Source organism: Cutibacterium granulosum (assembly GCF_900186975.1).
GTDB classification, from domain to species: domain Bacteria; phylum Actinomycetota; class Actinomycetes; order Propionibacteriales; family Propionibacteriaceae; genus Cutibacterium; species Cutibacterium granulosum.
Map to the genome: position 1 here is coordinate 594194 of NZ_LT906441.1, position 25012 is coordinate 619205.

Annotated in this window: 17 protein-coding genes and 1 tRNA gene; 10 read left to right on the forward strand and 8 right to left on the reverse strand. The window is 65.4% G+C overall.

The window, feature by feature from the left end; genetic code table 11:
* Window positions 1-10: 10 nt before the first annotated feature.
* From kdpB to arsD, 4 genes are all read right to left on the reverse strand, one after another.
* Window positions 11-2176, reverse strand: coding sequence for a potassium-transporting ATPase subunit KdpB (gene kdpB / locus CKV91_RS02490; protein ID WP_021105337.1), 2166 nt, complete (start codon window positions 2174-2176; stop codon window positions 11-13).
* Window positions 2176-3849: a potassium-transporting ATPase subunit KdpA gene (gene kdpA / locus CKV91_RS02495; RefSeq protein ID WP_065860766.1), complete on the reverse strand. Its 1674-nt coding sequence runs from the start codon at window positions 3847-3849 to the stop codon at window positions 2176-2178. The genes kdpB and kdpA overlap by 1 nt, the downstream gene beginning before the upstream one ends.
* A 525-nt stretch (window positions 3850-4374) precedes the next feature.
* Entirely contained in the window at window positions 4375-6138 is a 1764-nt protein-coding gene (gene arsA / locus CKV91_RS02505) for an arsenical pump-driving ATPase (protein ID WP_021103733.1), read from the reverse strand.
* Between the two features lie 27 nt (window positions 6139-6165).
* Window positions 6166-6612, reverse strand: a complete 447-nt coding sequence (gene arsD, locus CKV91_RS02510; protein ID WP_023034726.1) for an arsenite efflux transporter metallochaperone ArsD — start codon at window positions 6610-6612, stop codon at window positions 6166-6168.
* Between the two features lie 118 nt (window positions 6613-6730).
* On the opposite strand from arsD, the gene CKV91_RS02515 reads away from it, so the two are divergent.
* Window positions 6731-7069 (forward strand): ArsR/SmtB family transcription factor, encoded by a 339-nt coding sequence (locus CKV91_RS02515; RefSeq protein ID WP_231933829.1) that lies wholly within the window; start codon window positions 6731-6733, stop codon window positions 7067-7069.
* Window positions 7070-7288: 219 nt separating this feature from the next.
* On the opposite strand, the gene CKV91_RS02520 is transcribed toward CKV91_RS02515, so the two are convergent.
* The 3 genes from CKV91_RS02520 to CKV91_RS02530 form a co-directional block, all read right to left on the reverse strand.
* A tRNA-Ala gene (locus CKV91_RS02520) sits at window positions 7289-7361 on the reverse strand.
* 100 nt (window positions 7362-7461) lie between these two features.
* Window positions 7462-8694 (reverse strand): M16 family metallopeptidase, encoded by a 1233-nt coding sequence (locus CKV91_RS02525; RefSeq protein ID WP_414836113.1) that lies wholly within the window; start codon window positions 8692-8694, stop codon window positions 7462-7464.
* Window positions 8695-8876: 182 nt separating this feature from the next.
* Entirely contained in the window at window positions 8877-10274 is a 1398-nt protein-coding gene (locus CKV91_RS02530; protein ID WP_095140939.1) for a M16 family metallopeptidase, read from the reverse strand.
* A gap of 105 nt (window positions 10275-10379) precedes the next feature.
* Between CKV91_RS02530 and CKV91_RS02535 the strand changes: the two genes are divergently transcribed.
* The 4 genes from CKV91_RS02535 (at window position 10380) to CKV91_RS02555 (ending at window position 17366) form a co-directional block, all read left to right on the forward strand.
* A complete protein-coding gene (locus tag CKV91_RS02535; RefSeq protein ID WP_036977482.1) occupies window positions 10380-10799 on the forward strand; it encodes a DUF5318 family protein in 420 nt (139 codons plus the stop codon).
* Window positions 10792-13146 (forward strand): transglycosylase domain-containing protein, encoded by a 2355-nt coding sequence (locus CKV91_RS02540; RefSeq protein ID WP_095140940.1) that lies wholly within the window; start codon window positions 10792-10794, stop codon window positions 13144-13146. The genes CKV91_RS02535 and CKV91_RS02540 overlap by 8 nt, the downstream gene beginning before the upstream one ends.
* A gap of 1599 nt (window positions 13147-14745) precedes the next feature.
* The gene (locus CKV91_RS02550; RefSeq protein ID WP_231933830.1) at window positions 14746-15861 is read left to right on the forward strand and encodes a glycosyltransferase family protein; all 1116 of its coding nucleotides are present in this window, start codon (window positions 14746-14748) and stop codon (window positions 15859-15861) included.
* A gap of 116 nt (window positions 15862-15977) precedes the next feature.
* Entirely contained in the window at window positions 15978-17366 is a 1389-nt protein-coding gene (locus tag CKV91_RS02555) for an O-antigen ligase family protein (protein WP_065860764.1), read from the forward strand.
* Window positions 17367-17616: 250 nt separating this feature from the next.
* Here the strand turns inward: CKV91_RS02555 and CKV91_RS02560 are convergent, their stop codons facing one another.
* Window positions 17617-18879, reverse strand: coding sequence for a polysaccharide biosynthesis tyrosine autokinase (locus CKV91_RS02560; protein WP_065860763.1), 1263 nt, complete (start codon window positions 18877-18879; stop codon window positions 17617-17619).
* Window positions 18880-19027: 148 nt separating this feature from the next.
* Between CKV91_RS02560 and CKV91_RS02565 the strand changes: the two genes are divergently transcribed.
* From CKV91_RS02565 to CKV91_RS02585, 5 genes are all read left to right on the forward strand, one after another.
* Window positions 19028-20422 carry a glycosyltransferase gene (locus CKV91_RS02565; RefSeq protein WP_231933831.1) on the forward strand — a complete coding sequence of 465 codons (1395 nt, stop codon included), beginning with the start codon at window positions 19028-19030 and terminating at the stop codon, window positions 20420-20422.
* Entirely contained in the window at window positions 20419-22023 is a 1605-nt protein-coding gene (locus CKV91_RS02570; protein WP_065860973.1) for an O-antigen ligase family protein, read from the forward strand. Before CKV91_RS02565 ends, CKV91_RS02570 begins: the two co-directional genes overlap by 4 nt.
* 81 nt (window positions 22024-22104) lie before the next feature.
* Complete coding sequence (locus CKV91_RS02575) at window positions 22105-22722, forward strand: acyltransferase (protein ID WP_021103746.1); 618 nt, start codon at window positions 22105-22107, stop codon at window positions 22720-22722.
* 133 nt (window positions 22723-22855) lie between these two features.
* The gene (locus CKV91_RS02580; protein ID WP_065860972.1) at window positions 22856-23968 is read left to right on the forward strand and encodes a DegT/DnrJ/EryC1/StrS family aminotransferase; all 1113 of its coding nucleotides are present in this window, start codon (window positions 22856-22858) and stop codon (window positions 23966-23968) included.
* Complete coding sequence (locus CKV91_RS02585; protein WP_065860971.1) at window positions 23968-24960, forward strand: Gfo/Idh/MocA family protein; 993 nt, start codon at window positions 23968-23970, stop codon at window positions 24958-24960. Before CKV91_RS02580 ends, CKV91_RS02585 begins: the two co-directional genes overlap by 1 nt.
* Window positions 24961-25012 lie beyond the last annotated feature (52 nt).

The window sequence follows — 25012 nt, forward strand, 5'->3', positions numbered from 1 at the left end:
TCCTGCCACCTCAGAATCCGGGGATGAGCCGGACCAACAGATCGATGAGCCAGATGCCGACGAACGGGACGATGATGCCGCCGACACCGTAGATGGTGAGATTTCGCCGCAACGCCTGGGCGGCGGACACGGCACGGTACCTGACCCCCTTGAGGGCCAAGGGCACCAGGGCAATGATGACGAGCGCGTTGAAGATCACCGCCGACAGCACCGCCGAGGAGGACGAGTGCAGACCCATGACATTGAGCTTGGACAATCCCGGATGGATACCCATGAACATGGCCGGGATGATGGCGAAGTACTTGGCGATGTCGTTGGCGATCGAGAAGGTCGTCAATGCGCCGCGGGTGATGAGCACCTGTTTTCCGATGGCGACGATGTCGATGAGCTTGGTCGGATCGGAGTCGAGGTCGACCATGTTGCCGGCCTCCTTGGCTGCCGAGGTGCCGGTGTTCATGGCGACGCCGACGTCGGCCTGTGCCAGGGCGGGGGCGTCATTGGTGCCGTCGCCGGTCATGGCGACCAACCGTCCACCCTCCTGCTCGGCCTTGATGTAGGCGAGCTTGTCCTCGGGGGTCGCCTCGGCGATGAAGTCGTCGACGCCGGCCTCCTTGGCGATGGCAGCGGCGGTCAGGGCATTGTCACCGGTGACCATGACGGTGCGGATGCCCATTCGACGCAGCTCCTCGAAGCGCTCGGTGAGGCCTTCCTTGACGATGTCCTTGAGGTGGACGATGCCGAGGGCCCCACCACGTCCGCCGGGTCGACGCACGGCGACCACCAGAGGGGTTCCGCCGCTGTTGGAGACGGCCTGCACGCGAGTGTCCAGCTCGGTGGACGCATTGGTGTCCAATGGCTCGCCGTTGACCTCCTCCAGCCAGGCGAGCACCGCCGAGGCAGCACCCTTGCGGATGTTCGTGCCGTCGGGAAGGTCCAGACCAGACATGCGGGTCTGGGCGGTGAAGGGCACGACGGCCCCGCCCACCTCACCGTCGGCGAATCCTTGTTTTCGGGCCAGGGCGACGATGGAGGTGCCCTCCGGGGTCGGGTCGGCCAAGGAGGACTGGGCTGCGGCGTCGCGCAGTTCGGCGGCGTCGACCCCGGGCATGGTGACGAATTCGCTGGCTCGACGGTTGCCGTGGGTGATGGTGCCGGTCTTGTCGAGCAGCAGGGTGGTGACGTCACCGGCGGCCTCCACGGCACGTCCGGACATCGCCAGCACGTTGTGCTGCACCAGACGATCCATGCCCGCGATGCCGATGGCCGACAGCAGGGCGCCGATCGTCGTCGGGATGAGGCAGATCAGCAGGGAGACGAGCATCGGGGTGCCCACCGGCCCGGCGTCGTAGGAGGCGATCGGGTTGAGGGCGAGGGCGACGATGACGAAGACGATCGACAGACTCGCCAACAGGATGTTGAGGGCGATCTCGTTGGGGGTCTTCTGACGTGCCGAACCCTCCACCAGGGAGATCATGCGGTCGACGAAGGTCTGGCCGGGCCTGGAGGTGATGCGCACGACGATGCGGTCGGACAGCACCCGGGTGCCGCCAGTGACGGCTGAACGGTCGCCACCGGACTCGCGCACCACCGGGGCTGATTCACCGGTGATGGCCGACTCGTCGACCGAGGCGATACCGGCGATGACATCTCCGTCACCGGGGATCGTCTGACCGGCGACGACCACGACGACGTCTGACAGGGTGAGATCGGCGGAGGAGACCTCCGTCGTCGCGGCTTCGAGGGCAGCCGGGTCATTGCTTGCATCGTAGTTGACGACGCGACGTGCGACGGTGGTGGTGCGGGTCCGGCGCAGGGTCTCGGCCTGGGCCTTGCCACGCCCCTCGGCCACCGATTCGGCAAGATTGGCGAAGATCACCGTCAACCACAGCCATCCGGCGACGATCCACACGAAGGAGCCGGGGACCGGTGTCCCACTGGAGGTCTGCGGGTCTCCCATGACGATCTCGATGATCGCCAGGATCGTCGTGAGGACGGCACCGACCCACACCAGGGCCATGACCGGGTTGTGGAACTGGTCACGAGGATTGAGCTTGTACAGCGCGCCGGGCAGGGCCCGGCACAACTGAGCAGCGTTCCAGGCGCCGGTGGCGGACCTTTTCGAGATTTCGCCCTCCCCGTTCCGTTCGGGCGAACTCGTCACATCGACAGTTGACATCACAGGAGTCCTTCCGCGAGCGGTCCGAGGGACAGGACCGGGAAGAAGACGAGGGCGGTGACCAGGACCGCGGTGAACACGACCAGGCCGACGAAGAGGTTGGAGTGGGTGGGCAGGGTTCCGGCGGTGGCGGGAGCCCTGCCCTGCCGGGCCAGGGAGCCGGCCAGGGCCAGGACCAGGATGATCGGGATGAAACGTCCGAGAGCCATGACGACGCCGATGGCCGAGGCCATCCAGGGAGTGTCGGCGATGAGCCCGGCGAAGGCCGAACCGTTGTTGTTGGCCCCCGAGGTGAAGGCGTAGATGAGCTCGGTGAGCCCGTGCGTGCCGGGGTTGGAGATCGAGGAGTCCAGCACCGAGTTGCGCGCCCCGGGGATCGTGAGACTCAGTGCCACTCCGCCGATGACGAGCACCGGCATGACGAGTATGTACAGCGAGGCGATCTTCATCTGCGCCGGGCCGATCTTCTTGCCGAGGTACTCCGGGGTGCGCCCGACCAACAGGCCGGCGATGAACACAGCGATGACGGCGATGACGAGCATTCCGTACAGTCCGGTGCCCACGCCGCCGGGACTCACCTCGCCGAGCATCATGGTGAGCAGCGGCACCATGCCACCCAGGGCGGTGTAGGAGTCGTGCATCGAGTTGACGGCGCCGGTGGAGGTGTTGGTCGTCGTGCTGGCGAAGAACACCGACTGCACCAGACCGAACCGCTGCTCCTTGCCCTCCATGGCCGATCCGGCCAGTCGCGACGCGGTGCCCGAACCGGTGAACTCGAAGGCGGCCGTGGCAGCCAGGGTGAGGAGGAACAGGGTGGCCATGGCCTTGAGGATCGCCATGCCCTGACGTCTGTCGCCAACCATCGTGCCGAAGGTGCGCGGCAACGAGAAGGGGATGACGAGGATGAGGAAGGTCTCGAAGAAGCTCGTCCAGGCCTGGGGGTTCTCGAAGGGGTGGGAGGAGTTGGCGTTGTAGAAGCCACCCCCGTTGGTGCCGAGCTCCTTGATGGCCTCCTGGGAGGCCACCGGGCCACCGGGGATGGTCTGGACGTGTCCGGCCAGGGTGGTGACCGTCCTGAATCCCTCGAGGTTCTGCACGACACCACCGGCCATGAGCACGATGGCGCCGATGGCGGCGCCCGGCAGCAGGACGCGTCCGGTGATGCGCACCAGGTCCACCCAGAAGTTGCCGATGGTGGTGCAGTGACGACGAGCCAACCCACGTACCAGGGCCACGGCAACGGCGATACCGGTGGCGGCCGAGACGAGGTTCTGCACCACGAGTCCGGCGAACTGCACGGTGTAGCCCAAGGTGATCTCGGGCGAGTAGGCCTGCCAGTTGGTGTTGGTGACGAAGGAGATGGCCGTGGTGAAGGCCACCTGCGGGGCGACCGGGCCGTTGCCCAGGGAGAAGGGCAGCCACTGCTGAATGCGTTGCAGCAGGTAGAGGAGGAGCGCACCCATGAGGCTGAACGCCAGCACGGAACGGGCATAGGCAGACCAGCTCTGTTCCTTGCTGGAGTCCACACCGATGATGCGGTGCATCCAGCTCTCCACCTTGGTGTCCCGGTCACTTTCCAGGGTGGTGGCGATGTAGTCACCCAGCGGCTTGTGCGCCAGGCCCAACATGACGGCCATGACAACGGTCGTCATGAGAAGGCAGATCCAGTTCATCAGAATTTCTCCGGATGGATGAGGGCGTGCAGCAGGAAGAGGACTGCGACGATCCCCAGAGCTGTGGCAATGGCATTCATGACGTCGATGAGGCTCATGACAGGGACTTCGCCCCCTTCACGGCGAGATCACACAGGACGAACAGCGCGATGGCGCCAAGTACGTAGGCGATGTCAAGCACGTGGGACTCCGTTCGGACAACCGGCTGTGCCGGGGGACACCAGGCTGGTACCCGTCCCGATGCAACTCCTCGACCCGGCCCGGTGTCGTCCTTGCACACGGAATCCATACGGGTGACTGCGACCCCTCTGATCTGCTTCGTTCGGCCTGTGGCGCCATTTCTCACCGGGGAAGTGGTTCTGGTGTCAGCGGTGTCGACTCACACTCCGCTCACGGGTCACCGACGTCGCTGTCCATCATCGAAACTGAACCACCTCGCCCGTGCCCGGCGGGCCGACTCCATGGTGGAGAGCGGTCTGCCGTCCATCTGTGTGGCTCCGCCGGCAGACCGCGGTAGGGGATTGATCAGCTGCAGAGCGCGGAAAGCTGCTCAGCTCCAACGGGCTCGTCGGTCTGGGCGGGGATCACCGCCCAGCGCGTGGCGATGGTCGAAACGAGCTCCAACTGTTGTTGCTCCGAGTGGGCTCGAACGGCAAGTAGCGGGCTGGTGGGACTGGCAGCGGCGAGAGAGTTGTTCATCACCCACGCCCAAGGTCGAATGTTGGCGCGTTCGAGATCCGCGGTGAGAGCTCGTGCCTCGGTGACCGGCGTGGTCTCCGGAAGGGTGACGACCACGATCTTGGTGTGGTCTGGGTCCTGCAGCTGGGTGAGAGGAGTCGTGACGTGCCCATGCTGCGTCTCATCGAGGTGCCGGGTGATGTCGCGATGATAGGCACCGGTGGCGTCCATGAGCAGCAGAGTGTGTCCGGTGGGGGCAGTGTCCATGACGACGAACTGGTCGTGTGCCTTGTCCACAGTGCGGCTGAACTGCTGGAAGACGGCGATCTCCTCGGTGCAGGGACTCATCAGGTCCTCGGCAAGGGCAGCGCGTCCGGCATCGCTGAGCTTCGTGCCCTTGGAAGCCATGACACGGTCTCGGTACTCCTGGGTGGCCTGTGCGGGATCGATGGCGCTGACTTCGAGTCCGGGGACATCGCTGCCGAGCGTTGTCGTCAAGTGGGCGGCGGGATCGGTGGTGGTGAGCAGGACCTTCTTGCCGCGCTGCACCAGTGCGATGGCAATCGCCGCAGCGACAGTGGTCTTGCCGACTCCACCCTTGCCCATCGCCATGACCAGGCCGTGGTCCTTCTGGGCGAGTTCGTCGACCAGGCAGGTGAGTCGGGGTGGAATTGCATCGGGGGTGTCAGTCGGACTCGCAGCGGCATCGTCAGTCGGAGTCTCGGCTCCTTGGTTGAACAACGTCGTGAGGGCTTCCGGGCCAATCATGTTGGTCGCCTTGAGCTCGATCGTGTCTCGCGGAAGCGCAGCCAGCGTCGGTGACATGCCATTGACGGCAGCCTGCTCGCGGGCATGGATGGTGCGCGAGAAGTCATCGGTTGCAGCAGCGGATGGCAACTGGCCATTGACCACCAGGTTGGTGGCGTGTATGTCCAGCTCAGCCAACTCGTCCAGGGTACGGGCCACTTCGCTGAGCGTCGACTGCTGGGCTCGGGCGACCAGGACCAGTCGTGTCTGCGCCGTGTCGGTCAGGGTCTGGATTGCGGCCCGATAGGTGGCGCGGTTCTTCTCCAGTCCGCTCATCGGCCCCAGGCATGAGACATCACCTTTGCCAGCATCGAGATAACTGGTCCAACTACCTGGCAGCTGCAGCAGACGAATGGTGTGGCCTGTTGGTGCGGTGTCGAAGATGATGTGGTCGTAGTCGCGAGTCGTCTCAGGATTGGCCAGGAGGTCAGTGAACTCGTTGAACGATGCAATCTCGGTGGTGCACGAGCCAGACAGCTGTTCGGTGATCTCCTTGATCTCCTTGGCCGGTAAAATGGCGCGGACTGGGTCGAGGATCTTGTTTCGGTATTCCTCTGCCGCCTCATCGGGGTTGATTTCCAAGGTGGCCAGTCCCGGCACCTGTTCGATGGGGGTGACTCGGTTGCCGATCGTTGCCCCGAAGACCTGGGCGACATTGCTTGCCGGATCGGTGCTGACCAGCAGAACTCGCTTGCCCTGTCGGGCCAAGTGGACAGCTGTGGCACACGCGATGCTTGTCTTGCCCACACCGCCCTTGCCAGTGAAGAAGAAGTGCCGTGGGGCCTCAGCAAGGAATTTCATCATCACAATCTCCCGTGGACATCGACGAGATCAGCAGCAGCCGGATTCGGTGGAGGGTGCATTGGTGGAGTCACAGCATCCGCCGACGGCAGGAACGGGCAGTATGGTTTGTGAGCCACAGCAGGACGAGGGGGTTGCCGTGTCCGAAGAGCAGCATTCCGTACGTGAAGTGTCAGTCAGACCTGCATAGCGCTCGAGTTCCTCCAGTCGGGGATGACGTCCTGTCAGGACCGTCACATCGTCGACCAGCGTCAGTGGAAGACCTTCCGACCCAGCGGTCCTCAGGAAATTGACCACCACAGGGTTGTGGGCGAACTGGCTCGGCTCACTGGCCAAGTTGGCTCGTTCGATGTCCACACCGCGTGTCTTGAGTTCACTGACAGCGGCTGTGAAATCCACCAATTCCTGGTCAAGCTGCGGCCCACACACTCCCGTGTTGCAACACAGTGCGGGCTCGAATACGCGAATGACTGGCATGATGAGAACCTCCGCGAGAAAGGAATCCGACACCCAACGTATTGACAGGTGTCTATATGAATGAGAGTAGCAAAATATAGATGATTGTCAATATGTGAGGTATCATCCACCCATGACCATGCCAATTGAGTCACAGTCGGAGGCGGGGGCCTGCCTACCTGGCGGATCCACGATCTCACCCCGGCACGCTGAGCAGGTGGCACTCGTGGCCAAGGCACTGTCGGATCCGGTGCGGCTGCGAATCTTCCACCACATCGCAGCGAGCCGGTGTTCGAGTGTGTGCGCATGCAATCTGTCCGAGGTCTTCGGCGTGACGCAACCCACTCTGTCGCATCATCTGAAGAAGCTTGTGGAAGCTGGTCTGGTGAACCGTGAAATGCGTGGACGCTGGGCACACTTCACCCTTCGACCTGAGGGGATTCAGCCCCTCACGAACCTCTTGGGAGGCCTCCGGTGACAAGTGCCGATCGCCGTCAGCGGTGTTCTTGCATGTGAAGAGCGTTGGCAGGCGCTGGACGGCTCCAGCGCCCCTGCGTCATCCGTCTGATCGATGGAAGGTGATGAAGCCGACTGCTCCCGGCTCTCGAGATCAACACTCGCCCCTCCGGGCTCCAGAACGGCAACAAGGCCCGAATCGGGACCATCGAGAGTGGCAAGGATTCGGGCCTTGTGGTTGTGGAGCATAGGGGGTTCGAACCCCTGACCTATTGCTTGCAAAGCAATCGCGCTACCAACTGCGCCAATGCCCCAATGGACCTCGACAGTCTATGCCAAAACGACGCAGATGCGAAATGGGGTTGGTGGAGCACCGGCAGGGTGACGATCCAGCGAGCTGTCTCCTGCGACGGCTCAGCCTGCCAGGTCGAGCAGACGGTCGGGCGAGATCACCTCGACCTCGAAACCGGCCTCGCGCAGCTGCGGGGCGAGAACACCCGCCTGGCCGCTGATGCCGATCTGCCAGGCCGTGACGTCCAGCAGCTGCTGCCAGGCCTCGTTGGCCGAGTCATGGCCCACCTGCGCCAGGCGGGCGAAGTGCTCGTCGATCCAGATGCTGGGCAGTCCGGCCAGGTGGAGCACGGCGAGCTGGGCGGAAACCGCCTCTGCGGTGTCGTACTGCAGGGGAGCCACCCCGACCAGATGGTCACGGGCCTCGTCCACCTCGGTACGGCCCAGCGGATCACCAGCGGCATCGAGGATCTGCATCGTCGTCACGAGGGCCTCGGCGGCCACCTCGGTACGAAATGCCCCGCTCACCGAGGCAATGGCACCACACTTCATCGGCCGTACCGACATGCCGACCCCGTACGACCAACCCTTCTCCTCACGCAACACCGAGTTCAGCCGCGAGGAGAACGTACCGCCCAGGGCGGCTGCGGCCACCTTGAGCGCAGGCCACAGCGGATGGTCACGCCCAGGAGTGCCCAGCTGGAGGCCCACGTCGGCCTGCACGGCGTCCGGACGATCGACGAGCAGCACTCGGCGTGCTGCGGCGGTGGTGGTGAGCTCACGCGTCGACTCGGCCCGTGGGGTTCCGGTCCACTGCTCCAGCACGTCCAGATTCACCTCGTCGGCATGGTCACCGGCCACCACGAGCACACCACGGTCAGGTCGCCACATCTGGTTCCAGAACTCACGCACCCGCTCGGCGTCAATGGCGGCCAAAGTGCTCATCGATCCGGCCGAGGCCCGGGACAGTCTGCTGGAGCATGGCCACAGCAGACGGTTGGCAGCCAGTTGGGCCAGGGACGGGCCACTGTGGGCGGTGCGGGCCAGCTGAGCCACCGACGCGTCCACCTGACGGCCCACGTCAACGGGATCCAGTGCGGTGCTGGTGAGCAGCTCGGCGAAGAGCTCCATGCCCGTCGGGAGCTGCTCACCCGGCACGTCCAGGCTCAGCATGGTCGACGTCGGCATCGCGCTGCCGCCGTAGCTGGCGGCAATTTGTTCCATCTGTTCGGCGAACTCGTGGCCGGGATGGGGCGCCGTGCCCTCGTCGGCGGTGCGCACCGTGACGGCCCCGATCCCCTCCAGGTCTGCCGGCTCACTGGCCAGCGGCACGTCCAGGGCGAGCTGGACGCTCATGATCTCCTGGCCGGGAAGCGGCACGGTGAGCACCGTGAGACCATTGCCGAGCTCCCGACGCTCGACGTGGGGAAAGGTCCACGCCGATCCCGTCGTCACCGTCGGACGCGGTCGCAGCGGTGCCTGCTGTACCTGTGGAGCAGGATCCTTCGGGGATGTCTGGCTCGGCGGTGTGGCATGGCTCATCGGGCGTCCTCCTCGTCGTCATGGGCTCCATCGGTCACCGAATCGGTCTGCTCGGTGGTGTGGACGACCATCGAGGCCTGGCTCGGATCGAGCAACTCGGCTGCCTCGCCCACCTGTTCGCACGTCATGTCGGCCATCAGGTCGAACTCGTCGTGACACCGGCGTGCGTCGTCCAGGATCTGGTGTGCGGCGTTGAGCACGTCCGCTCGGGTGTCGGCGGTGGCCCAACTCTCCAACCAGTCTCGCTGCGCCTGGGCCCGGCAGCGAGCCATCTCCTGCGGCGTCGGGGGCTGGGTGGCCAACTCGGTGAGCAGCGGGTCGAGCTCGCGGCGGAACCGCTCCACACTCACCCCCGGTTTCAGGTGCGCCGCCACGATTGCCGTCGAGCGCTGTCGGGACAGCCCCAGGCTGTTCGCCGAGACACCGTCCACCAGACCCAACTCCCGGTCCAGCCGACGCACCAGCCGGGACGACATGCCCCCGGCCAACACCGACAGGGCCATGTCGCAGGCCACCGCCGTGGGATCGGCCGTGTGGGTGGGGCCAGTCGGGCAGGTGTGATCGGACATCGGGGTCGTGTCGGGTGCAGCTGCCGGGCTGGCAACGGGTGGTACCGGCCAGGTGAGCACCACCGAGGTGCGCGGTACGTCACGCACGATCATCCGGTTGCGTCGCGCACTGTCCAGATGGGTCCCGCCCCGGCGATGCTGCGGAGCCGGTGCCCCGGTGTCACTCACCGGGGCGAAGTATCGTTCGACGAGTCGCAACGCCTCCTCGGCGTCGACACAGCCACTGATCACCAGGGAGGCATTGGACGGGCGGTACCACCGGTCGTGGAAGGCGACGACGTCGTCCAGGCTGGCTGCGTCCAGATCATGCTCCGATCCGATGGGGGAGTGGCCGTAGGGCTCGTCGGCGTCATACTGGCTTGCCAACACGGCGTCGAGCAGGTCGCCGTAGGGGCTGTTGTCGTAGCGCTGCCGCTTCTCCTCCTTGACGACGTCACGCTGGGTGGTGAGGCTCTCCTCGGTGACGGCCAGGTGCGCCATGCGCTCGGCCTCCAGCCACAGACCCAGCCCCAGCGCTCCGGGTGGCACCAGCTCGAAGTAGTTCGTCCGATCGAAGCTCGTCGTGGCATTGGCCGACCCGCCGACCGCCTCGATCGCTGCCAGATGTTCACCTGAGGCGATGCCACTGGTGGTGCCGGAGAACATGAGGTGCTCGAAGAGGTGGGCGAAACCGTCGCGTCCAGGTTGTTCGTCGGCGGATCCGACGTTGTACCACAGGTTGATCGCCACTGCGGGCAGGGTGAGATCCGAGTCGACGATGACGTCCAGGCCATTGTCCAGGGTGGTGGTGACGAGTGCGTCCAGATTCGGCATGACACCGAGCATAGGTGCTGATCCGGGTGCGATGGGGTTGGCGGAGTGCTGGATGCCCGAGGAGGATTGGTTCGTGCAGCGCCGAGTTGCTTGGCACGACGCCGTACTCTGGGGGCCATGCAGACGCGCCGACTTGAAGTTTCCCATGCTCTGCAGCGTCGCCGTGCCCTGGAGCAGTTGTGGAGCCCCCAGGTGGACCTCAACGCCCCCACCCAGTGCGACGCGGACCCCATGCTGATACGTGCAGCCTTGCACCACGGGGAACCCCGTGAGGAACCATGCCCAGTGTGCGAGTCGCCCCAGTTGGTACTTTTGCGGTATACATTTGGTTCTCAGCTCGGACAATTCTCCGGACGCATTCGTACGGTTGTCGAGCTGGAGGAAATGGAACACGAATTCGGGGAGTTTCGGGTCTACGAGGTCGAGGTGTGCCCCGACTGTGGGTGGAACCACGTCCTGACCCACTACGTCCTGGGTGACGGCAGGCGACGCCGGCCGCCCCGTCACCAACCCACCGTGGAGGATATCTATGGCTGAGCGATCCCGCGCACGACGTGGCTCGAGACGTGGTTCGACCAGGTCGAGACGCGCGAGGACGTCGCGCTCGTCGACTCGTGGCAGGCGGCGTCGCAGTCCACTACGACGAGTGCTGCGGGGACTGCTCATCCTCATTCTCGTCATGGTCATGGCCGTCGTTGCGGCCGGGGCGGTGTTCTACCATCGCACCGAGCTACCCGATCCCAACAAGGGATTCTCGTCGAACACGTCGTTCATCTACTACAACGACTCGACATCGAAGATCGGCAGCTTCTCGGTGCAGAATCGTCAGTCGATCACCTACGACGAGATGCCCCAGAACATCAGGGACGCAGCCGTCTCGGCCGAGAACCGCACCTTCTGGAGCGACCCCGGGATCTCGGTGAAGGGCATGTCCCGAGCCGCGTTCAGCGTGCTCAGGGGTGGCGATGTCCAGGGCGGATCGACGATCACCCAGCAGTACATCAAGGTGCTCTACCTGTCCCAGGAACGCACCATGCAGCGCAAGCTCAAGGAACTCGTCCTGGCCGACAAGATGGGCCGCAAGGTGCCCAAGGAGGACATCCTCGCCGGCTACCTCAACACCATCTACTTCGGGCGCGGCGCCTATGGCGTCCAGGCGGCGGCCAGGGCATACTTCAACATCGATGCCAAGGATCTCGACCTGAGGCAGGCCGCGGTGCTCGCCGCCGTGCTCAACAATCCCACCCTCTTCGATCCCAGCGATGGACCGGCGGCACGGGAGCGTCTGCTCGGACGCTACCGCTACGTCCTGGATGGCATGCTCGAGATGGGCAGGATCAGCCAGAACGATCACGACGTTGCCTCGCACGCATTGCCCGATTTCCCCGACGTGCCCGTCAACAACCGTTGGCAGGGAACCAAGGGATACCTCCTCAAGCTCGTCCAGGACGAACTCGTCTCCCAGGGATTCACCGAGTCCCAGATCGCTGGCGGTGGTCTCAAGGTCACCACCACCTTGGACCCCAAGGTGCAGCAGGCGGCCGTTGACGCCGGGCAGAGGTACAAGAGGATCGCCGGCAACAATGCCGGTGACGACGGGCCGGCGAGACTGCACCCCGCCATCGCCTCGGTCGATGCCAGGACCGGGGGTGTCCTGGGAATCTACGGCGGCGACGACTACGTCAGGAACTCCCGCAACTGGGCGACGACCGCCCGTCCGGGAGCCTCCAGCATCAAGACCTACGCCGTCATTGCCGCGTTGCGCAATGGCTTCAGCCTGCAGTCCGCCCTGGAGGGCAACACCTTCACCCCCAAGGGCGATTCGAAACCGGTGCGCAACGAGTTCCACCACGAGTACGGCACGGTGAGCTTGCAGACGGCGACCGAGAAGTCCATCAACACTGCCTTCGTCGACGTCGTCTCACGCATGAGGAATGGCCCGGCCCAGGTGATCAAGGCCGCCAACGACGCTGGGGTGCCCAAGGGAGACGGATGGGACCTCAACAACCGTATCGCCCTGGGTACCGCCGAGGTGAGTCCGCTGGACCAGGCTGCCGGATACGCCACCCTTGCCAATGACGGGGTGCGCATGCCCACCCACTTTGTCGCCAAGGTCGTCGGGCCGCAGGGCAACACCCTGTATGAGAACAAGACCAAGGGCGCCCAGGCCATCGAGCCAGACATTGCCCGCGACACCACCCATGCGTTGCGTTCCGTGGTCGAGCAGGGCACCGGTGCGGCAGTGTCCCGACTCGGTTACCAGGTGGCTGGCAAGACCGGCACCAACGGCGTCGGCGACAAGATCACCTCCGCCTGGTTCGTGGCCTACACCAAGCAGATCTCCACTGCCGTCATGTTCGTCGCAGGTGACGGCGGCACCGACGACCTTGACCCGTTCCATGCCCCGGACAACCCGACCTTCTTCGGTGGCACGTACCCGGCACGCACCTGGGCAGCCGTCATGGAAGTGGCCATGAAGGGCAAGGAGCATGAGAGGTTCGCCGGCAGGCAGGGCGTGAACCTGTGGGGCAAGCACCACGGCGAGGACATCGACGACCACATCGTCCCCGCCACGCCGCACCCCCGATCCACTGCCGGTACCACCACGCCGACTCCCCGGAAACACGAGAATGGCCAGCACGAGAGCACGCCTCCGACACACTCGCCCATCGCGAGCCCGACGGTGCAACCCACGCGCACGCCGGCACCCGACACCCCGGTACGGCCCAGCAGACCGAGCCGCCCCTCGGTGCGGCCACGACCGAACAGACCGACAACCAGACCCATCAGACCCATCAGACCCACGCATCAGCCAGTGAGACCGACGCCGCGCCCAGTGGGACCGACGACACAGCCGCACGAGGTTGGTCTTAAGGAAGGCTAGTCTGCTCTCGTGACCCAGCCCCAAGACAGCACCAGTACCGGTGACCACTCCGTCGCTCCTGCGTGGCATCGCTCCCTGCCCTCCCGGTGGGGACTGGACGCCTGGCTCGGAGGCCCGGTGGGACGCCATGCCCATCCGCGAGGTGAATTCTTCGACCCGGCCCGGTGGGCGATCGGTGCGGCGATCCTCACCTGGGTGCTGACGATCCTGCGCCACCAACCCTGTGCACACACCGGTGCCAGTGGTCAGTTCAACCGGTATCAGCGGCTGTGCTACTCCGACATCCCGGTGATCTTCACCTCCTCGGGGATGGGTAGGGGCGGCGCGTTGCTGGCAGAGCGATCCGTGCGCCAGTCCCCGATCACCGTGGCCATCATGGCCGTCAATCGTTGGCTCGTGGGCCACCTTGGCTGGGTGGTGGGGCCGACCGCCACCGATCAGCAGGTCACCCAGGCCGCCAATGCCTACTGGGCCCTGTCAAGTGTGCTGTTGTTCCTCGGTTTCCTTGCGACGGTCGTGGGTGTCATGCTGCTCGGACGCGGCAGCGACATCCCATCGCCCCGACCGGCCACCAGCGCAACGACACCCACCGCTGCTGTGGTCACCGAGGTCGCAGCACGGACTCGTCGACGTAGCTGGGACGTGTTCCTCGTCGCCTGCAGCCCGCTGGTTCTCGCAGCCGGCATGGTCGACTTCACCTTGGTGCCGGTGGGATTCATGACCCTCTCGTTGCTCGCCTGGGCCACCAGGCGTCCGACGCTCGCCGGGGTGCTGGCCGGGTTGGCGGTCTCCGGCAGCCTGCAGACCGCCGTGGTCGTCCTCGCCGTCGTCGTCCTGTGCCTGCGTGCGGGCAAGCTCGCCTCGCTGGGACGGTACCTGGGGCCAGCCGCGGGTGTTCTGGTCATCTGCCACGGTGTTGCCGCCGCGCTCTCCCCGGCCACCTGGAAGGCCACCTTGGCCGCGACCTTCGGGCCTCAGGTGGGCTTGGGTAGCCTGTGGCTCATCTTCCAGGACGCCACCAAGGATTCCATCGCGCACGTCGGCGTGCTGAGCAGTGTCCTTGCTGCTGCAGGCCTGCTGTGGCTCACCTGGTTCGTCTGGCGGCTTCCGCGTCGGCCCCGGGTGGCGCAGGTGGCCCTTGTCGCCCTCATCATCATCTTCGTGGCCTACAAGTCGTACTCGCCGCAGTACTCGCTGCTCCTGGTGCCCTTGGCCGCCCTGGCCTGCCCCGACTGGCGCAACTGGGGGGTGCTCATGACCGGCGAGGTGTTCTACCAGTTCGTCGTGTGGGGACACCTGGCCGGCGCCACCAAACCTGCCGGATCCACCGTGGACGCCGTCTACTGGGGGGCGATCATCGTGCGTGTCGCTGCCCAGGTGTGGTTCGCCTGGACGGTCGTCGACGAGATGCGCCGCCCGTGGAACGACTCCGTACGAGCGGGCTACGGTGATGACCCCACCGGAGGAGTGCTCGATTACGCCCCGGACGCACCGGTCATCGGTGCACTGAGCACCGCCGAGGCATCGTCCACCACCCTCGAGAGGAGCACGGTGAGCCCAACCGTCAAGCCCGTCACCCCGGCCGACGACCCCGTCCTGGTGCGCCGAACGTGGATCGGTACCCGCATCCTGCTCGGCCTCACCCTCGTCCTCGTCATGGCCGCCAAGGACCTGAGCTTCGTCCAGGCCACCGGGAACTGGGACGTTAAGCACTTCGTCAACATCGCCCGGCACGGTTATGCCGATCCGCTGGAGATGGCGTTCTTCCCGGGGCTGCCCGCCATCATGCACGCCGGCTCCTGGATCGGTCTGCCCCCGGAGGTCACCGGGGTGATCGTCGCCCTGGTCTGCTCGGGGCTGGCCACAACAGCCCTGTACCGTATCGGCGGAGCGGTTCCGGCGATGCTCTGGCTCATAGCGCCCACTGCGGCATTCACCACCATCGGTTACACCGAGGCACCCTTCGTGGCAGCAGCCTTCTGGGCGTGGGAGCGGGCCCGCTCGAACCGGTGGTGGCAGGCGGCGGCTCTGGCAGCCGTGGCATGCACCATGCGGGTCTCGGGTCTGTTCCTCGTCGGTGCGCTCGCCGTCATGGCAGTCGTCGGTGACGGGGAGAAGCCGGCACGACGGCGCGGGTCGAAGCGTCGCATCGACGTCGAGCAGGTGTGCTCGCGATTGGCGACCCTCATCATCCCGGCTGCCGTGCTCGTGTGTTACGTCATCTTCCTGCACGAACTCACCGGCTCGTGGACGGCCTGGCACCAGGCCCAGGAGAAGGGCTGGGGACGCGGATTCACCACCCCGTTGCAGACCCTGCACAACACCCTGCCCGCCACACACACCGACATGTGGCGTGGGGTGTACCACGAGGGAGCCGCCAGGGTGGCCATGATCTTCCGCTTCGAGCTCGTCTCGGTCGCCATTGGCCTGGTGACGACGATCTACTGCCTGCTCAGGCGCAGGTGGGCCTCCGCCGCATGGGTGGGCATCCAGATCATCGCCTTCTCCATCGGACACTGGTACATGAGCGTCAACCGGGCCGTTCTGCTGTGGTTCCCCACGGCGATCATGTTGGCCGAGGCAGCTGCCGTGCCATCCAAGGCCAACGCTCTGGTGAAGCTGTGGCGGGGGGTCGTCATGGTCCTCGTCGTGGTTGACCTCGGCGTCATGTGTTGGTGGGGATGGCTGCTGTACACGGGGGCGTGGGCGAGTTGAGCAGGAAGACCGTGGGCTCCCGCTCTGGCAGGCCGCATCGCCCGCCAGTTCCGGGACAGAGCACAGCGAACCAGCCCGTGAGCCCCAGCCGGGCCGAGACATCTGCGCAGTCCGCGATGACGTCTTCGGCCCGCCGATCCATCACCACGTGGCAGCACGTCCTGGGGTGGTCCCTCGTGCTGCTCATGACCGGAGTCCAGTTCGTCGATCTGCGCCACGGCATCACCCGCCCCTGGGTGGTGAGTGCCCAGCTCCTCGTCTGTGGCGCTGCACTGCTCGTCGCCGCCCCTGCAGCGTACCGGCAGGTGAGGATGCGTCGACAGGCAGGGACGCCTCGGGGAGGGGTTCTCACCCCCACTGGATGGATCCTGTGTGGCGGCTTCACCCTCATCGAGGCATGGGCGCTGGTCTCCAGCCTCGTCGCTTCACAGGCCGTCATCAAGCAGGGAGTCGTTCCACGCGTCTACCAGGTCATGCCGGTGGTCACCGGATGGGTGACGATGGCTGCGGTGCTCGTCGTCCTCCTTGCCATCGGACAGCAGGGACGCACCCGCTACGTTCCCCTTGCCGCTGTGGGACTTCTGCTGGGGGCACTGGCCGACTGGCCGGTCCAGGTGCCCATTCACCGTTCGATACGACTGGCCAGCGGTATGGGCGGCTCGGCCGTCATCCACGTGCCGATCGCCCTGGCCGGGGCGGTGCTCGTCGACGTCGCACGAGACACCACTGGGCACGCACCGGGCCCTGCCGGAGGTGTGTCAGGACCCACTTGGCGTACTCGGATGGCATGGGCAGGTGGCGGTGCGTCGGTGCTCATGATGCTGCTGACCGGATCGCGAGCCGCACTCATCGTGCTGGTGGCGACCTGCCTCGCGCTCGTCGTCTCCTTGCGACGTCAGGTTGCGGTGCGTCGGCTGGCAGCAGCGGCGCTGTGTGTCGGAATCGCCGTGGTCGCCGTCTGCCTCAGGGTGTCCTGCTTCCAGCGGATGCTCCGTCTGAGCTCGTCCCGACGCATGGACACCTGGACCGTGGGCTGGCAGACGGTGAGCTCCTCGGTCAGGTCGATGCTCATCGGTGTGGGGTCCGGCACCATGTTTCCGTGGTATGCCATTGAGGCCAAGCTGTACCCGTTTGCCGGCACGGGGATGGTGGACAGTCGGTTCGGACGTGCCCTCATATCCGCCCACTCGGTGTATCTGGAGGTCCTGGTGGAGCTGGGGGTCATCATGCTCGTCGTGCTGCTCGTCATGGTGGTGGCCCTGTGGCGACCCGCCTGCAACGTCATGAGTCGTGGTCTGGGGTCACACCGTCATGGGGTGACCGTCATCGTGCTGGCGGCGACGACACTGGCATGGGCCGTCGACACCTACCTCGTCAAGGGCTTCGCCGTGTCGATGTGGTGGTGGGTGGTGGCCCTGTGTGCCGTGGGGCTCGCCGATGAACGGGCCAGCGCTGGCCAGGATGGTGGCGTTGCGCAGTCGGTGCCCAGCCATCGACAACCGTGAGCGTGGTGCTGGACCGAATCGTCTCGGCATCACGGAGTTTCGCTGGTGGTCGTGACTCGACGAATTGAGAGCAGCTGTCATGCCCGCACGAGGACGACGATGAACGGCTCGAGCTGCTCGAGGTCTCCCGGAACGGTCTGGGGCCTCCCGGAGGGATCTGCTGAGCCGATCTCGGTGCTGTCACTCCACCTGAGAAGACGGAGGCCTGAGCCGGTGAGTACCAGCCCAGGCCCCGATCAGAGGGGTGCAGTCACTTCCCGGCGCCAACCATCTGTCGGGCGCGTGCCGACACCCTCGCGTCGGTGAGTACCAAGCCGCCGACATGCGCCTGGCACAGTTCCAAGGATTCCAGCGTCTGCTGCAGCTGCGAGCGTCGCACTGTGCCCGACTGCACCACTGGTACGACGGAGGCCACCTGGGCCGCGATGACCGAGGAATCGGTGTAGGTCAGCAAGGGGGCCCCCACCAGCAGGACGGTGTCGTACTCGCGCCCCAACTCGGCCAGGGTCTGTGCAAAGGTCTCGGTGGCGAGCAGCTCGGCAGCATTGCCCACGGTGGTGCCGGCGGCGACGATCGGCGCCCCGCTGCGGTCGTACGTGGCCTGCTGCAGGGTGGCACGACCCGCCAACAGATCCGACAGGCCAGCGCTCGAGGTCACTCCGGCCGCCTTGGTGGCGGTGGCGCGTCGAAGATCGGCATCCACGACGACCACACTGTGTCCGTCGGCGTGCAGACGATCGGCTGCGGCAAGGGTCACGGTCGAGGCATCCTCACTGGCGAGACTGGGGGCCAGCAGCACCGTGCGCAGACCGTCTTTGGGAGGAATGAACGAGAGGTTGCGTCCGAGCACCGCCTCCAGCTCGCCACCGCCCTGTGCGGTGGATCCCTTCCTGGGGATCACGCTCAGTATCGATGAATCGGTGACATCGGCGAGGTCGGCGACGTCACCGATCCTCGTGCTGGCCAAGGCACGCACCAACAGCACCAGCAGGGCCAGGACGAGACCTCCCAGCACGCCAATCATTGCGCTGCGCTTGGCCGAGGGGGCGCTGTCCGCCACCTGGGTGGTGATGACCGAGGAGTTCGCCACCGACAGTGCGGGCTTGCCGTCCACGTCTGGTGCCGACTTCTTGACCTGTTCCTGCAGGGAATCCGTGATTGCCTTGACGACGGCAGTGGCCCGGTCCTTGTCGGAGTCCATGAAACTCACCGAGACCATCATCGGTGCGGTGCTGATGACGACTGCCTGCTGCAGGGTGGCTCCGTCGATCTGTGGGGAGACGGACTGACCCACCTCGTCGAGCAGGGAGGCCGACTTGGCGTAGGTGCCGTAGGTCGTCACCAACGAGGTGGTGTACGTTGCCGCGGCGTCCGGGGTGTCGAAGGCGTGAAATGCCTGCGACGAGAAGAGGACATCGCCCTCGACACGGTACTTGGGTTTGGCGAGGGCATAGCTGAGGGCGCCAAGGACGATGGCGGCGATGACGAAGACGATGAGACTTGACCGCCACATTCGGGCCATGTTCCTCATCACTGTGCGCAATTGCATACTCGACCGATCTCTTCGACACGATTGCTAAGGTGTGTCCCAGAATATAGCGGTATCGGCGATGGGAGTTGTGATGGGCGTTTGCCTGCACAGGATTGCCAACTGCGTGGCCATGGGCAGTCGTCACTGTGCAGACGTCCGTCGCCGGCTCGCGAACCACGTGAGGGGTGAGCGCAACTGCCTGCGCCACGGCAGTACGCACACGTCAGGCACATGTGGCACTGGCAGGGAAAGTCCCCGCGTCAATGGGGACGAGCTGCCTGACGCGTGTCCGCGCGTCGTCCTCATCACCTCCAGGTTCCCCTATGGGACGGGGGAACAGTTCCTGGAGACCGAGTTGCCCCACTGGCTGGGATCTGGTGCCAGACTCACCATCGTCCCCGAGAAGAACGACACACCACAGATACCGCCGCGTCCGCGTCTGCCCGGCATTGACGTCGATGACCGGCTGCGGCGTCGCTGGACCAGTCCGCTGTGGCGTGCGGTGGCCGTCGTCGACACCCTCACGGGACCACTCCTGTGGCGGGAACTGGCTCAGGTGCGTGAACTCGGGCGGCTCACCAGACCGGTCGTTGCATTCGTGGCACGTACCGGTGTCCAGGTGGCTCTGGTGCGACGCTTCCTGCGGGACCACTACCGGGACGCGGACCTCGTCTACACCTACTGGCTGGCCCCATCGGCAACCGCCGCTGCGCTGGAACATGCCGCGGGCACGGTTCACCACACCATCTCGCGCGGCCACAACTACGACCTCTACGAGGACAAACACCCCACCGGTCATCACCCCTTCATCCGCCAGGTGACCGATTGCTTCGACGCGGTACAACCCATTTCGGCCGCCGGGGGAGAGTTCCTCGTCGACCGCTACGGATTCAGACCGCAGACAGTGCTGGTCAATCGGCTGGGCGTCACCCTCGTCGAGGGTTCTGAGACGAGTAGCCCCAGCCCGAGTGGCGAACTCACGGTGATGTCGGTGAGCACGATGAGTCGGTTCAAGCGGCTTCACCTGCTCATCGACGCCCTTGCCGTGCTGCACGAGCAGCATCCCGAGATGACCCTGCGCTGGGTGCATGCCGGTGACGGACCACTGCACGACGATCTGGCGGCCCAGGTCTCCACCACGTTGCAGGGTGTCGATGTGCAATGGCTCGGCATCCTCCCCCACGACGAACTGCTCGAGTACTACCGCAACCACCAGGTGGACCTGCTCGTCAACACGAGCTCATCGGAAGGCATCCCGGTGTCGATGATGGAGGCGATGGCTCGCGAGGTGCCGGTGCTGGGCACCGACGTCGGAGGGGTTCGGGAGATCGTGCCGTCAGACTGGCTCATGACAGCCAACCCCTCAGCCGAGCACATCGCCCAGACCATCTGGGAGCACCATGAGCAGGTCAAGGACCCTCGGATCCGTGCCGACATGGCTGCGAAGGTCCGCGCCGACTTCGACGAGCAGACCAACTATCAGACCTTCATCAACCACCTCATCGACCTGGCGAGTCGCCCATGACCGACAACTCCATGCCCAGCGGTCTCAGCACCCATCCGGCCACCAGCACCACCACGCCCAGTGGTGTCCTCCGTGCTGGATCCGGCATCCTCGCCAGCTCCGACGCTGGCGGGGCACGGCTCGAGCAGGACATGGCGCACGACTCCTCGCAGCATCGTCCTTCCCAGCGTGCGTTCACCCGTCGTCATGACCACGGTCCCCGGTATCTCGGTGCCCGGGCGGCCAACGTCGTCGAGGAGAGCCCCTCCCCCTTCGCACGACTGTGTGAGTGGCTGCTCGCGGTGTGCTTCGTCCTCATGCCGGTGCTGTCGGCCTGGGGATCGACCGTGACGATCGCCGGTCAGGCCCCGGTGCGTCTGCTCACCCTGGTCTTCGTCGTGCTGGTACTCATCCGGCGGCGCTACCTGTCCGTCGTCACCCAGGGCATCCTCGTGGTGACCGGGATGTGGATGATCCTCGGTCTGGTGCTTCCTGCCGGCACCACCGGTGTCAAGGAACTGCTTTGCGTGGCCTTCGGGCTGCTCACCATGGCTGCGATGACGATGACCGCTGATCGGCCGGGATGGATTGTCACGGTGTGTCGGGCCTGGCTCCTCGGGCTCGTCGTCGCCATCCTGCCGGCACTCAACGAGGTACGCACTGGCAAGCACCTGCCCAACTACCTGGGCGGTACCAAGACGATGGGCCGTTATCGCGAGATCGCCTCGTTCATGGTCAATCCCAACCTCTTCGCCTACTTCCTCGTCGCAGGAATGATCGTCATGGTCGTTGGATGGACGGTGGAACGGCACTGGTTCGTCCGGCTCATGTACATCGGCACCTTCGTGCTGTGCTTCCCGTTGCTCGTGCTGGCTGGTGCCCGGTTGGCGTTGATGTCCACACTGGTGATCCTCGCCTGGCTCATGGTCAGGTACCGCAAACTGCTCATCGCCGCGGTGGTGCTCACCCTCACCGGGGCCTTGGCGATCATCGTCTCCGGCAAGCTGGATGATGTGCTTGACGAGGTCGCCATGTCGATTCACCACCTCTCCTCGAACTCCGGGCGTTCCCGACTGGGCGTGTACCAGGACGCCATCTGGATGTTCGTCGCCTCGAAGGGGGTGGGGCTCGGGCCTGGACAGTTCCAGGACGCCGTCCTGCTCGCCCCCTGGCCCAACCGCGGCACGATTGACCCACACAACGGCTTCGCCGAACTCTTCGTGGGCTACGGTCTGCTGCTGGGCACGGTGCTGCTGGCCATCGGAATCGCCGTGCTGTGGGCAGGGGCGCGCCGGTTGTGGGACCTGGATCCGGGACCGGCACAGCGATTGATATTGCAGACGGTCGTGGCGAGCATGCTCGTCATCCCGGTCATCGCCCTGGCCAACAGCTCCTACCTCAAGAACCCGGTGGTCTGGGTCCAGATGGCCACTGTGGCGGTGTTCTGCGAGTTCCTGCGCCCCGATGCGACGGCTGGTCTGGAGGAGGAGTTTGCTGGGCGGTGCGATGCCGACGAGTCGTCCCGACGTACATACTTGGAACGGCGTAGCAGACTGGTTCGTGGTGTCATGGATCGTGCACAGCGTTCTGACACCTCGCGTCCAGGCCCCTCGACGGGGTGACGGGCGCGGCAGCATGTGACCAAACCGCTGAGGTGGGTAGTCTGTGCACTGACCCACACATCTGTCCCGAAGGGTGGACCCATGAGTGAACCGCGGATCATTCCGACCGCAGATCTTGACGAGGGAGTGACGATCGGCGACGGCTCGTCGATCTGGCATCTGTCCCAGGTACGCGGAGGAGCCGTCCTCGGCGAGAACGTCGTCGTCGGACGTGGTGCCTACATCGGGGAGGGGGTGCACGTCGGTGACAACTGCAAGATCCAGAACTACGCGCTCGTCTACGAGCCCGCCGAACTTGAGGACGGCGTGTTCATCGGCCCGGCAGTGGTGCTCACCAACGACCACTTCCCGCGCGCCATCAACCCCGACGGGTCGTTGAAGTCCGCCGACGACTGGGAGCAGGTGGGCGTCACGTGCAAGCGCGGCTGCTCGGTCGGTGCCCGCAGCGTGTGCATCGCCCCGGTGACGATCGGGGAATGGGCCACCGTGGCAGCCGGATCCGTCGTCACCAAGGACGTGCAGCCCTACGCCTTGGTCGCCGGTGTGCCTGCCAAGCGCATCAAGTGGGTCGGACGGTCCGGATTCCCCCTCGAGCCCGACGGTGAGAATCGCTGGATCGATCCCCGCACCGGGGACCGATTCACCGAGGACCCCGCCACCGACACCCTCACCCTCGTCGGTGAGGGCGAGGAGAACTGACCGCCGACTGGTTCATCCCAGTACAGCTTCACGAACCCAGTACAGCACCTCGAACCGACTGAAAACCTCAGATCGGCACCCACAACACGAACCGGCTGAACCAGGTCGGCACAATCCAACGCAAGGAGACACAGTGACTCTCGAATTCATCCCACCGGCCAAGCCAATCCTCGGCGAAGACGAGCGCAAGGCCGTTGACGCCGTCATCGCCTCCGGCATGGTTGCCCAGGGCCCCCAGGTCCACTCCTTCGAGGAGGAGTTCTCCGCCCAGGTTGTCGACGGTGTCGAGTGCGTGGCCGTCAACTCCGGCACCTCCGCCCTGCACATCGGCCTGCTGGCCTCGGGTATCGGAGCCGGTGATGAGGTCATCGTCCCGTCCTTCACCTTCGCCGCCACCGGCAACTCGGTGGCCCTCACCGGCGCCAAGCCGGTCTTCGCCGATGTCGATCCCAACACCTTCTGCCTGGACCCGGCCTCCGTCGAGGCGTCCATCACCGAGAACACCAAGGGCATCCTGCCGGTGCACCTGTACGGTCTGCCGGCCAACCTGGACGAGATTCGCGTCATCGCCGACAAGCACGGTGTGCAGCTCTTCGAGGACTGCGCCCAGGCCCACGCCGCCTCCATCAACGGCAAACACGTCGGCACCTTCGGCACCTTCGGCGCCTTCTCGTTCTACCCGACCAAGAACATGACCTCCGGTGAGGGCGGCATGATCACCACCTCCGATCCCGAGGTGGCCCGCAAGGCCCGCATGATCCGCAACCAGGGCATGGAGAAGCGCTACGCCAACGAGTTCGTCGGCCTCAACAACCGCATGACCGACATCCACGCCTCCATCGGCCGCGTTCAGCTGGGCAAACTGGCTGGCTGGACGAAGATCCGTCAGGACAACGCCGCGTTCCTCTCGCAGAACATCACCGAGGCCGTCACCCCGACCGTCCCGGAGGGCTACGTGCACGTCTACCACCAGTACACGATTCGCGTGGAGGGAGCCACCGGCGAGGAGCGCGACCGTTTCGTCACCGCCCTCAAGGAGGAGCATCAGGTCGGTTCGGGTGTCTACTACCCGATCCCCAACCACCGACTGCCCTCGCTGGCCCCCTACGCCCCGGGTCTGGAGCTGCCGAACACCGAGAAGGTTGCAGCAGAGTGTGTCTCGCTGCCGGTGCATCCCTCGCTGTCCCAGGCCGACCTGGAGCGCATCGCCGAGGCCGTCAACAAGGCCGCGAAGGCAGGTGCGTGATGGCAAACCTGCGCGCCGGCATGGTCGGCATCGGATCGATGGGCAAGAACCACGTCCGCAACCTGCGGGCGATCGACGGTGTCGACCTCGTCGCCATCGCAGACGCCTCCGGCAAGGACCCGTTCGGGGTCGCTGGTGACCTGCCCATCCTGCCCGACGTGGACGCCGTCATCGAGACCGGTGTTGACTACTGTGTCGTCGCCGCTCCGACGAAGTTCCACGAGGAGATCGGTCTCAAGCTTGCCGAGGCCGGTGTACACGCCCTCATCGAGAAGCCGCTGGCCTACGACACCACCGCTGCCAAACATCTCGCCGAGGCGTTCGCCTCCCGTGGTCTGGTGGGGGCCGTCGGACACATCGAGCGGTACAACCCGGCCCTGCAGTCGCTGCGCAAGCGTCTGGAGAATGGCGACCTCGGCGACCTCTACCAGGTGGCCACCCGCCGCCAGGGACCGTTCCCAGCCCGTATCGCCGACGTCGGGGTCGTCAAGGACCTTGCCAGCCACGACATCGACCTCACCTCCTGGGTCACCCAGCGGGACTTCGAACTCGTCGCGGCTCGCACGATGTTCAAGGCCGGACGCGAGTACGAGGACATGGTCTCGGCCACCTGTCAGCTCTCCGGTGGGCTCATGAGCAACCACCTCGTCAACTGGCTCACCCCGACCAAGGAGCGTCGTACCTTCGTTACCGGTGAGAAGGGCATGTTCGTCGCCGACACCCTCACCGCCGATCTCACCTTCTACGCCAATGCCAAGGTGGAGACGGTCTGGGACGACATCGCCAACTTCCGTGGCGTCGCCGAGGGTGACGTCACCCGGTTTGCGATCCCCAAGCCCGAGCCGCTGCGCACCGAGCACGAGAACTTCCGTGACGCCGTGCTGGGCAAGGGCTCCGACATCGTCACCATGGAGCAGGGTGCCCGAGTGGTTCAGGTGTGCGAGGCGATGATCGAGTCCGCTAGGACGAACCAGTTCATCGAGATCAACTGAGTCGGTTGACGTGTACCGGCGCCCGTCGGTACCCGAACAGCTGCGGATGGGC

Bases quoted from the DNA above. Each gene is read 5' to 3' on its own strand.
- kdpB (WP_021105337.1), bottom strand. From the start codon at position 2,176: ATGTCAACTGTCGATGTGACGAGTTCGCCCGAACGGAACGGGGAGGGC.
- kdpA (WP_065860766.1), bottom strand. From the start codon at position 3,849: ATGAACTGGATCTGCCTTCTCATGACGACCGTTGTCATGGCCGTCATG.
- arsA (WP_021103733.1), bottom strand. From the start codon at position 6,138: ATGATGAAATTCCTTGCTGAGGCCCCACGGCACTTCTTCTTCACTGGC.
- arsD (WP_023034726.1), bottom strand. From the start codon at position 6,612: ATGCCAGTCATTCGCGTATTCGAGCCCGCACTGTGTTGCAACACGGGA.
- CKV91_RS02515 (WP_231933829.1), top strand. From the start codon at position 6,731: ATGCCAATTGAGTCACAGTCGGAGGCGGGGGCCTGCCTACCTGGCGGA.
- CKV91_RS02525 (WP_414836113.1), bottom strand. From the start codon at position 8,694: ATGAGCGTCCAGCTCGCCCTGGACGTGCCGCTGGCCAGTGAGCCGGCA.
- CKV91_RS02530 (WP_095140939.1), bottom strand. From the start codon at position 10,274: ATGCTCGGTGTCATGCCGAATCTGGACGCACTCGTCACCACCACCCTG.
- CKV91_RS02535 (WP_036977482.1), top strand. From the start codon at position 10,380: ATGCAGACGCGCCGACTTGAAGTTTCCCATGCTCTGCAGCGTCGCCGT.
- CKV91_RS02540 (WP_095140940.1), top strand. From the start codon at position 10,792: ATGGCTGAGCGATCCCGCGCACGACGTGGCTCGAGACGTGGTTCGACC.
- CKV91_RS02555 (WP_065860764.1), top strand. From the start codon at position 15,978: ATGACGTCTTCGGCCCGCCGATCCATCACCACGTGGCAGCACGTCCTG.
- CKV91_RS02560 (WP_065860763.1), bottom strand. From the start codon at position 18,879: ATGTGGCGGTCAAGTCTCATCGTCTTCGTCATCGCCGCCATCGTCCTT.
- CKV91_RS02565 (WP_231933831.1), top strand. From the start codon at position 19,028: ATGGGCAGTCGTCACTGTGCAGACGTCCGTCGCCGGCTCGCGAACCAC.
- CKV91_RS02570 (WP_065860973.1), top strand. From the start codon at position 20,419: ATGACCGACAACTCCATGCCCAGCGGTCTCAGCACCCATCCGGCCACC.
- CKV91_RS02575 (WP_021103746.1), top strand. From the start codon at position 22,105: ATGAGTGAACCGCGGATCATTCCGACCGCAGATCTTGACGAGGGAGTG.
- CKV91_RS02585 (WP_065860971.1), top strand. From the start codon at position 23,968: ATGGCAAACCTGCGCGCCGGCATGGTCGGCATCGGATCGATGGGCAAG.